The 9,979-nt window shown below is 35.7% G+C and carries 10 protein-coding genes; 7 read left to right on the forward strand and 3 right to left on the reverse strand.

The window, feature by feature from the left end:
* Positions 1–154: 154 nt before the first annotated feature.
* On the reverse strand, positions 155–619 hold the full coding sequence (locus tag AC1WHX_RS07595; RefSeq protein WP_122337522.1) for an alanyl-tRNA editing protein: 465 nt from the start codon (positions 617–619) through the stop codon (positions 155–157).
* A gap of 228 nt (positions 620–847) precedes the next feature.
* Positions 848–1,306: a hypothetical protein gene (locus AC1WHX_RS07600; RefSeq protein ID WP_009319636.1), complete on the reverse strand. Its 459-nt coding sequence runs from the start codon at positions 1,304–1,306 to the stop codon at positions 848–850.
* Between the two features lie 228 nt (positions 1,307–1,534).
* Here AC1WHX_RS07600 and AC1WHX_RS07605 point away from each other — a divergent pair, with 228 nt between their 5' ends.
* The 4 genes from AC1WHX_RS07605 to gap all read left to right on the forward strand — a co-directional run bounded on the left by AC1WHX_RS07605 (position 1,535) and on the right by gap (position 6,303).
* Entirely contained in the window at positions 1,535–1,909 is a 375-nt protein-coding gene (locus tag AC1WHX_RS07605) for a hypothetical protein (RefSeq protein ID WP_009319635.1), read from the forward strand.
* A gap of 140 nt (positions 1,910–2,049) precedes the next feature.
* Entirely contained in the window at positions 2,050–3,702 is a 1,653-nt protein-coding gene (locus AC1WHX_RS07610; protein WP_009319634.1) for an outer membrane protein assembly factor BamD, read from the forward strand.
* Positions 3,703–3,827: 125 nt separating this feature from the next.
* Positions 3,828–4,646, forward strand: a complete 819-nt coding sequence (panB, locus tag AC1WHX_RS07615) for a 3-methyl-2-oxobutanoate hydroxymethyltransferase (protein ID WP_009319633.1) — start codon at positions 3,828–3,830, stop codon at positions 4,644–4,646.
* Between the two features lie 652 nt (positions 4,647–5,298).
* Positions 5,299–6,303 carry a type I glyceraldehyde-3-phosphate dehydrogenase gene (gene gap, locus AC1WHX_RS07620; protein WP_009319632.1) on the forward strand — a complete coding sequence of 335 codons (1,005 nt, stop codon included), beginning with the start codon at positions 5,299–5,301 and terminating at the stop codon, positions 6,301–6,303.
* Between the two features lie 33 nt (positions 6,304–6,336).
* On the opposite strand, the gene AC1WHX_RS07625 is transcribed toward gap, so the two are convergent.
* Positions 6,337–6,693: a hypothetical protein gene (locus AC1WHX_RS07625; protein ID WP_122337505.1), complete on the reverse strand. Its 357-nt coding sequence runs from the start codon at positions 6,691–6,693 to the stop codon at positions 6,337–6,339.
* A gap of 233 nt (positions 6,694–6,926) precedes the next feature.
* Here AC1WHX_RS07625 and AC1WHX_RS07630 point away from each other — a divergent pair, with 233 nt between their 5' ends.
* The 3 genes from AC1WHX_RS07630 to AC1WHX_RS07640 all read left to right on the forward strand — a co-directional run bounded on the left by AC1WHX_RS07630 (position 6,927) and on the right by AC1WHX_RS07640 (position 9,951).
* Positions 6,927–7,607, forward strand: coding sequence for a LexA family transcriptional regulator (locus AC1WHX_RS07630; RefSeq protein WP_009319630.1), 681 nt, complete (start codon positions 6,927–6,929; stop codon positions 7,605–7,607).
* Positions 7,608–8,061: 454 nt separating this feature from the next.
* Entirely contained in the window at positions 8,062–8,820 is a 759-nt protein-coding gene (trmB, locus tag AC1WHX_RS07635) for a tRNA (guanosine(46)-N7)-methyltransferase TrmB (RefSeq protein WP_303117305.1), read from the forward strand.
* A 12-nt stretch (positions 8,821–8,832) separates the two neighbouring features.
* Positions 8,833–9,951 carry an Mrp/NBP35 family ATP-binding protein gene (locus tag AC1WHX_RS07640; RefSeq protein WP_303117302.1) on the forward strand — a complete coding sequence of 373 codons (1,119 nt, stop codon included), beginning with the start codon at positions 8,833–8,835 and terminating at the stop codon, positions 9,949–9,951.
* Positions 9,952–9,979: the final 28 nt, after the last annotated feature.

A 9,979-nucleotide genomic window follows, 5' to 3' on the forward strand; every position in this document is an offset into this window, starting at 1 on the left:
ACAAAACTTTTTTTCGAATAAAAAGCTACGTGATGTGGGATGTTGAGCTTTCTTTATGCTTACTCGGGCTCAGCGTTACCTCTTTTCCGCAAAATCTCATATGTCCAACGGTTACATAAAAAAAATTCCTCCGATTACTTTTCTATAGACAGTTTTATTGCACCAACTTAAAACGAATACGCAAACGCCCGTCTGCATAATCATGACTGACAATCACAAACCGTCCTATTTCTGAAGTATTTTTTACATGCAAACCGACACAAAGACAATCATCATAATCTCCAATACGCACAATACGTACCATTTCACTGACATGATCCGGCAAACGCTTCATATCAAATTTATCGCAAGCGTCTTCTTTAGAAATATAATCAAAAGTCACAGGTAAATTTTGCTTTATAATATCATTTACACATTGCTCTACTTTCTGTATCTGTTCTTTTGTAGGTGCTTCGGCTAAAAGATAATCACACTTTGATTTTTTCTTTTCAATATGTGCACTAACAGCTCTTCCGCATCCAAACAAATTCATCATAGTCCTATTCAAAATATGTTCCACCGTATGCATTGGCGGATATTCTTGTTTATTATGCTCATTCAATTGTAATTGTTGTTCCATAATAGCACTATTTGCCATATAATCTATAGATAAAGATAGCATATCGAATTTTATTTACAATCGGGGAAATCTTTATCTGTAAATAGCTATTCTTTTTTTCAAATTTCCATTCCAAAAATAAAATCATCTACACAAATCCATCGTCACAATATAACCGGCGACTATTCCTACAACATAGCCTTTAGAGAGACAAATATAACGACAAAATTCGAGAAAACATCTGCACGGTCACACATCTCCTTTTAAACAAGGAATAATTTTTTGAACAAAATTTATATTTTTACGATCAACACAAATACAAAATGAGCAAAGTTCAATATCATAAGAAATCAACATCACAGGTATATGATAGTTTAATTGAATAGCGAACTCATTAGCGAGCAAACGATCTTTCCATTTCATAAAAATCGCCGCACACCCCGTAAACAAATCGACCTTTGCAAACTTACTCAACGCATTACACAAATCTTCTTTTTGACATAATTTATTTATAATCAACGTATAGCAAACTCCAGAACTAATAGTTCGCACAACAGCAACATTAAATTGTTCCAAGACCTGAAATACACGAGTAGAAAACTGATACAATGGCAAACTATAATCAGACTTAACTTTGAGGATAAAAACATCCGGCTCTACCGCCATTAATTTTGTGCTAACGCGACAATCTTCTTTTTCAAGTACCATATTTAAATTATTCCTTTATGAATATTTTCCATTTTAGCAAAATCTCTTTTCCATTTTGAAAAGGTCATTTTCAAAACAAGAAAAAACAAATCCTTCACATCAATCCAATAAACAATTAATAATTAAGATATTAATCGAATAATTACAAAATATGTCAAGATTCTGCACACTGTTTGTTCTTTAATTTTATAAATAAAAGTACATATACCATACCAAAAAAACAGAATTATGAATCGCAAAGAATTAATGCTTCAAAGCCAATCTGTTACTCAGATAGCGACAGATTTAATCAAAAACACAAATACCCCTTCTTTTACAGTAATATTCATGCAGCAATTTACAAATAGCATCATAACTACAGGAGGACTTATCGATGCAATTTGCATGGATTATGCCAGCGTAAACACCCCTAAAAGACTCAATACAGCGATAGAAGAACTACACAAAGCTATCCATATTATACAAATGTTATCTCAGGCTTCTGCCATAAATGTAACTTTAGCCAAAGCTTTTTTCGAACAAAGTAGCGAATTACTAAAACTAATCTTAACTGGAATATACGAATTTCAAAATAAAAAGAGTCCCGTCCAACAAGAACTATAAAACTTATATATACAGCATAAAACTCAAAAAAAGAGCGAGATATTTGCAACTTATGATACAAGAATAGTATATTTGCAATTACCAAAAAGTACAAAAATTAAGGAATCTTGATTTAATGCGTATTATAATAATTGAAGATTATGAAACAGCTCATCACTTTTCGACCATACAGTAAAATTTTTTCTTGTCTATTTATATCGACATGCTTACTAACATCATTTACGGTTCATGCTCAAAAAGCGAACAAAATATTCGAGTTGCTTCAAGAAAAAAAAATCTCCAAAGCAGTAGAAAAACGAAATAAAGTATATACGACAGACAGTAAAAGCGACCTGATTTTAGTAGATATTTGCGACTGCGTTTTGTTCAATACACCTGAATATAAAGGTTATGATCCATATCGAGCTTATGCTTTACTCAACACCACAATTACACATCAACAAGATAAAGATGTCAAAAAATTTTTGACCAAACACAAAACATCTTTTGCTATAATTAAAAAACAGATCGAAGAAAATATTCTCAACGATGCAAAGAAAGACAATACAGAAGCTGCCTTTGCACGGGCAATCGAAGCCTGCAACGAATGTTTTTATCTTCAAGAAGCCAAACAGCTACAAGAGGATATCGCATATAATAACGCAATAGAAAAAGCAGATATAGATAGCTATAAATATTTTCTAACCCATTATCCCGAATCTGAGAGAGTTCCCGAGATTACCCGTCTCGCCGATAAAATAATATTCTCAAAATTAGACAATACAATAGAGGCTTACAGTGCGTTTATACAACAATACCCACAATCGGAACTTGTCCCCGAAGCACAAAACCGGATTTACCAACTTGCATACAAATATGCAACAGAGCAAAATACTAAAGAAGCATACGTAAATCTTTTACAAAGATATCCGACTCATCCCCAAAAAGATGAAATCACCAAGATTATTGAAGATATCGACTATAACCATTTCATAAACGGAATGAGCTTATATGCTTACAACAAATTTATAGCAGATCACCCGAATTCTCCATATATAGAAAAGTTGAATGAAAAAATGGCCTTGATAAACAAGTCCCAATTTCATACAGAAGCTGAAGGATTGAAAGGCTATGTAAAAACGACTTTCGAAAAAGTAGAAACAAAAAACACAAACGGAAAAACCGCTACAAGCAATATAAGAAATACATACAACGAATTGGGGCAGCTAACACTTCACGAACAAACTTCCGGGTCGAGCACACAAGGGAAACAGTATTATTACCACCCTGACAACACATTAAGCTCTGTTGTAACGGCAAAAGGAAATGAAAAATATATTTATAAAGGCTCATTATTACAAAAAATCACTTTCGTCAATACTAAAAAGCGGGAAACGACACAAAGTACTTTCAAATATGATGCAAATAACCGATTAATAGAGCGTACCGATTTCGTAACAGGAGTTAAAGGTGGCATAAAAACACAATATACCTATAACGCAAACGACAGCCTTGTTTCAACTAAAATTTTTAAAGCTAATCTACCCAAGAATACTACAACGGCAACTTTTAGCAACAACAAAAAACAAAATGAAACAAATATCAATGGAAGGCTCAAAACAGTACATACCTACACATATAATGATAAGGGAGATTTATCCAAAGACAGTATAAATACAAATGGAAAATCAAGCGAGATAACGTATGAATATACCTACGACACACAAGGCAACTGGACAACCCGAACTCAATATAATGACGGGAAAGTAAAAGAGATGATACAACGTGATATAGAATATTATTCTTATAAATAAAAGTAATAAATTTTAGAAATATCCGGTATTCAAAATTTGAATACCGGATATTTCTTTATCATCAGATCTCATAATCCCGAAAATAAGATTTACCTTTGTCGCCAAATAATAATTAAAAGAACAGCATGTCAACTTATACTGAAGATTTACGAAAAGTAACCACCCGTCGCTTAGCTGAAATGAAACAACGGGGAGAAAAAATATCTATGCTTACAGCATACGATTATTCTATGGCCAGCCTTATAGACCAAGCCGGCATGGATGTTATATTAGTAGGAGACTCCGCATCTAATGTTATGGCAGGAAATATAACCACCTTACCGATGACATTAGATCAGATGATATATCACGGAGTTTCTGTAGTAAAAGCAGTCAAGCGGGCACTCGTTGTCGTAGATATGCCTTTCGGATCTTATCAAGGTAATTCCAAAGAAGCAGTCGCATCTGCAATTCGGATCATGAAAGAAACCGGAGCTGATTGTGTAAAGATGGAAGGAGGAGAAGAAATAAGAGAATCTATCGAGAGAATATTAAGCGCAGGAATACCCGTTATGGGACATTTAGGATTAACTCCCCAATCCATTAACAAATTCGGCACTTACACCGTCCGAGCCAAAGAAGAGGCAGAAGCCCAAAAACTGATCAAAGATGCACATCTACTTGAAGAGATCGGATGTTTCTCTATCGTCCTCGAAAAAATTCCCGCAAAATTGGCTGAACGTGTCTCTACCGAGCTAAGTATTCCTACAATCGGTATCGGAGCAGGAAATGGCACAGACGGACAAGTCTTGGTAATGCACGATATGTTGGGAATCAACAAAGGCTTTTCGCCGAGATTTCTGCGCAGATATGCCGATCTACACACAGTAATAACCGAAGCCGTACAAGCATATATTAATGATGTGAAAACACGGGATTTCCCCAACGAAAAAGAACAATATTAAGAATTTGTCTAAAACCGATCGATATAGGACTTTTGAATCCTATATCGATCGGTTTTTTATCTTTACAGATCACAGAAAATCAGCCATTCTATCACTCTACAAAACTGAAAATTCTTGGAAATCGCTCCTATTACAATCCAAATAAAACCCCGAATATCTCTGACAAAAGAAAACGCGTTGAGGAATAATTACCACTCAACGCGCTTATTGTTTTATATAAAATAGTCTTCGCTTACATTTTTAAAAAGAAGGGTTGTCTCCCGACAACCAATTCTTTAATACCTTAAATCTAATACCATGAAAAAACTGATACAAATATACCCGAAGATTTCTTATTCTCCAAATTCATCAAAAGCAAAATGCTAATTTTTAACTATTATTATGCAAAACAAGACAATTAGTTAACACTTCAAGTCAAAAAGATCATTTTGTAATCCGGAGAAAGCAAAATAGAAGGATATAAGCTAAAAGCTTTAATCTGAAAATTTTAATAAAGAATTTTTTCTTTATTTTTAAGCAGAAAATGTGTTGTTTATAAATAAAATGCTTACCTTTGCAACGCAAATAAAAATGAGGTGCTTTGTTTTCCAAACAAGACACGTACAGAGAATAAATTTGTATTTTATAATAAACCCTTAAAAGTTTTATTACAATGATTAAAGTAGGTATTAACGGTTTTGGACGTATCGGACGTTTCGTTTTCCGTGCAGCTCAAAAAAGAAATGACATTGAAATTGTAGGTATCAACGACCTTTGCCCAGTAGATTATTTAGCATATATGCTAAAATATGATACAATGCACGGTCAATTCGACGGTACTATCGAAGCAGACGTTGAAAAAAGCCAATTAATCGTAAACGGAAAAGCTATCCGCGTAACAGCAGAAAGAAATCCCGAAGATTTAAAATGGGATGCTATCGGCGCAGAATACGTAGTTGAATCAACAGGACTTTTCTTGACTAAAGAAAAAGCTGAAGCTCATATCAAAGCCGGTGCTAAACGTGTGGTTATGTCTGCTCCTTCTAAAGACGATACTCCTATGTTCGTTTGTGGTGTTAACCACAATACTTATGCAGGACAACCGATCGTATCTAACGCATCTTGTACAACAAACTGTTTAGCTCCTATCGCTAAAGTTCTTAACGACAAATTCGGAATCCTTGACGGTTTGATGACTACTGTTCACTCAACTACTGCAACTCAAAAAACAGTTGACGGTCCTTCTATGAAAGACTGGAGAGGTGGTCGTGCAGCTTCTGGTAACATTATTCCTTCTTCTACAGGTGCAGCAAAAGCCGTAGGTAAAGTTATCCCTTCGTTGAATGGTAAATTGACCGGTATGTCTATGCGTGTCCCGACTTTGGATGTTTCTGTTGTAGACTTAACTGTAAATTTGGCAAAACCGGCTACTTACGAAGAAATTTGCGCAGCAATGAAAGCAGCTTCTGAAGGCGAATTGAAAGGTATACTCGGATATACCGAAGATGCAGTTGTTTCTTCTGACTTCTTAGGAGATCCTCGCACTTCTATCTTCGATAAGAATGCAGGTATTCAATTAACTCCGACTTTCGTAAAAATCGTTTCTTGGTATGACAATGAAATCGGTTACTCAAACAAAGTTCTGGATTTAATTGCACACATGGATACTGTAAAATAAGTATTCCCAAATATATACAAATAGAGAAGGACATCAATATTGATGTCCTTCTCTATTTCTAATTATCCCTGAAAGATATTCATTAATAAAACATATCGCTTTCTGAGCAGCATCTCGAACTGACCCAACAATCTCAACTTCTCCGTCCTCATATTTCAGATCTGCATCAAAACGGAATCGAACGATCTCATTTCTCATTTTATCAAACCTTACTTCACACCATAAAGACAAATTCTTGCCCTTAAACTCTACATCATAATCAGATCGATACCGTACTCCACACACATCATCATAAGAAAAAAAAATAATAAAATGGCTCGCACATAACAATGCTAATTGTACGGCATCTATTCTCATAATTACAACACCTCCTTTTTCTATTGCGCCCATATCTTCTCATTATTTTACCCCAATTTCACACCCATTACCTCTAAATTACACAAAAGACCGAAAAGGATATAAGCACGTTATTAATTGTTAATTAACCATTTATAAACCATATAAAAGCAAGAATTATATAGTGATATATAATCCTTATCATTATCTTTGACACCACAAAATTATAGTTATAAAACCATACATTTATGCTATAATTATAAAATCATACCCTTAAAAAAATTATTATGCCTCAAGAAGAACTTATATCTCGCATTCGAGAATTAATCAAAGAAATGAATATTTCTCAAAACGAATTTGCCGACCGCATTAAAATAGACCGCTCCAATTTTTCAAAACATATAAATGGAAAACTTCCCATTAGCGATTCCCTATTAAATAAAATTGTTGTCAGTTTGGGTATATCCAAAGAGTGGCTCAATTCCGGTGAAGGAGAAAAATACTATATGGCTGCACACCGCCAAACAATATCTTTACCGACAAATGTCATACACACCAATGGGCAAAGAGGAGCTAAAGTATATGATATAGATGTTACTGCCGGCCCCATAGGAAGGAGTCTCATATTCTCGACAGAAAACCTCATCGGGTCGATAGACGTTCCGTTCATAAATAACGAAAATAGTATCGTCCGGGTAAGTGGAGACAGTATGCAACCGGTCATTTGCAACGGAGATATGGTAGCCATCAGAGAAGTCAAAAATCCCAATCTTATATTTTGGGGACAAATTTACGTAGTACTACTGGACGACTACCGCATGGTCAAATATATACGGAAACACACCGATCGAGATATGGTAATCCTCAGAAGTGCCAATCCCGAATACGATGACATAGAAATTCACAAATCAGAAATTCGGGATTTATTCATTGTCGAGAACATCATTCGTTTCGATAGCCGTATGTAATAAATTACAATTGTTAATAAAATATCAAGTTTTAACTAATTAAATTTAAAACAAAGCAGAAAATTAAGGATTAATTTGGTAGAAAAAACTTTTATAGCTTATATTTGTATCAGTTTTTCATGGTATTTAGATTTAAGGTTAATAACAAAGATTGGTTGCCGGGAGGCAACCATTTCTTTTTTAAGAAATCTGTCATGCCGATATGGACAGAGTAGCAAACATAGATAGCCAGACCTATCCCACAGCAGGCTGGCTACGGCAACATCTGAAAGAAAAAGGCGAACGAGGAGAAAAAAGTATCGATATCTGCTGAAATGAGGTTGTTGCATCAGCTTAACTCAGTAGATATCGTATATTACGATTATTCATTCATACTTCAAGACTCAACGTTCTAATAATTTATCAAAAAATCCGTATCTTCGCTAAGTTTTTAATATTTATCAAGAACAGGTTTATGGGCAAAAACAAACTACAAAAATTTGATGATATGAATTCCTTCTCCCACGTATTCCAATTCCCTTTCTCCACATTACGAGAAAAAGGATTCGAAATGAAAGGAAAATGGAATTCCGATTTTTTCAAAAATAATAATCCTATCGTTCTCGAATTGGGATGCGGAAAAGGAGAATACGCCGTAGGATTAGCCCGAAAGTATCCTGAAAAAAATTTTATCGGAGTCGATATAAAAGGGGCACGTATGTGGACAGGAGCTAAAGATGCCTTGGAAAACGGTATCGCAAACGTTGCATTTCTCCGGACAAATATCGAGCTCATTACAGAATTTTTCGCAGAAAACGAAATTTCAGAGATCTGGATTACATTTCCCGATCCCCAAATGAAAAAAGTCCGGAAAAGACTCACTTCAACCCGTTTTATGGATCTATACCGGCAAATACTTAAACCCAACGGAATCATTCACCTGAAAAGCGACAGCAATTTCATGTACACTTATACTTGTGAAATGATCAAGGCAAATCATTATCCGGTCAATATACAGACCGATGACCTCTACAATTCAGATATAACCGACGAGATACTCGAAATAAAAACCTTCTACGAACAACAATGGCTCGAAAGAGGTTTATCAATCAAATATATACAATTTATCTGCGAACCGAGACCCGTTCTCATCGAACCCCAAGTCGAAATAGAATTCGATAGTTACCGGAGTTTTAATCGCAGTAAACGAAGTGCAAATTCAAGCGGAATATAAATACAAATTATTATGGCATTATATCCTAAACTTATTACAGACGCACTAAGTAAAGTGCGCTATCCGGGAAACGGAAAAGACCTTGTATCTGCCGGTATGGTAGAAGACGATATCCGCATCGACGGAAATAAAGTGAGCTTTTCTCTTATTTTCGAAAAACCGAATGATCCATTCATAAAATCAGTTGTAAAAGCCGCAGAAACAGCAATCCTCACATATGTCGGGGAAGATGTCGATATAAAAGGAAACATCAACATCAAGTCCCGACAAGCCCAACGTCCCGAACCGGGGAAGCTATTGCCACAAGTCAAGAACGTCATTGCCGTATCATCAGGTAAAGGAGGTGTAGGGAAATCGACCGTAGCGGCTAACCTTGCCGTAGCTTTAGCACAACAAGGCTACAAAGTCGGATTATTGGATGCCGATATATTCGGCCCTTCCGTTCCCAAAATGTTCGATGTAGAAGATGCACGCCCATACGTAGAACAAATAGGTGGTAGAGATTTGATTCTTCCGGTTGAAAAATACGGCATAAAAATACTATCTATCGGTTTTTTTGTAGATAAGGATAGCGCAATCGTATGGCGAGGCGGAATGGCAAGTAATGCTCTCAAACAATTAATTGCAAATGCCGACTGGGGAGAACTCGATTATTTTATTCTCGATTTACCCCCTGGTACAAGCGACATACATCTAACTATTGTACAAACCCTTGCCATTACCGGAGCAATCGTAGTAACAACACCACAAGAAGTTGCACTTGCCGATGCCCGTAAAGGAATCGATATGTTTACAAACGAGAAAGTTAATGTCCCAGTACTCGGACTTGTCGAAAACATGGCATGGTTTACTCCGGCAGAACTCCCGGAAAACAAATATTATCTTTTCGGGAAAGAAGGAGGAAAACGTTTGTCCAAAGAACTAAATATCGCACTACTGGGACAAATACCGATCGTACAAAGTATATGTGAGGGGGGAGACAGCGGTAAACCCGTAGCTCTTGATCCCCAATCGATTACCGGTATGGCTTTTGCCGATTTAGCTCGTTCTGTCGTAGAAGCTACCGATATTCGAAACAAGACACAAAAACCGACTCAAATCGTAGAAACCCATAAAACTGTAAAACCGTAAGAGACTGTTTTATATTATATAACAATAG

It is taken from the genome of Coprobacter sp., from assembly GCF_982436375.1.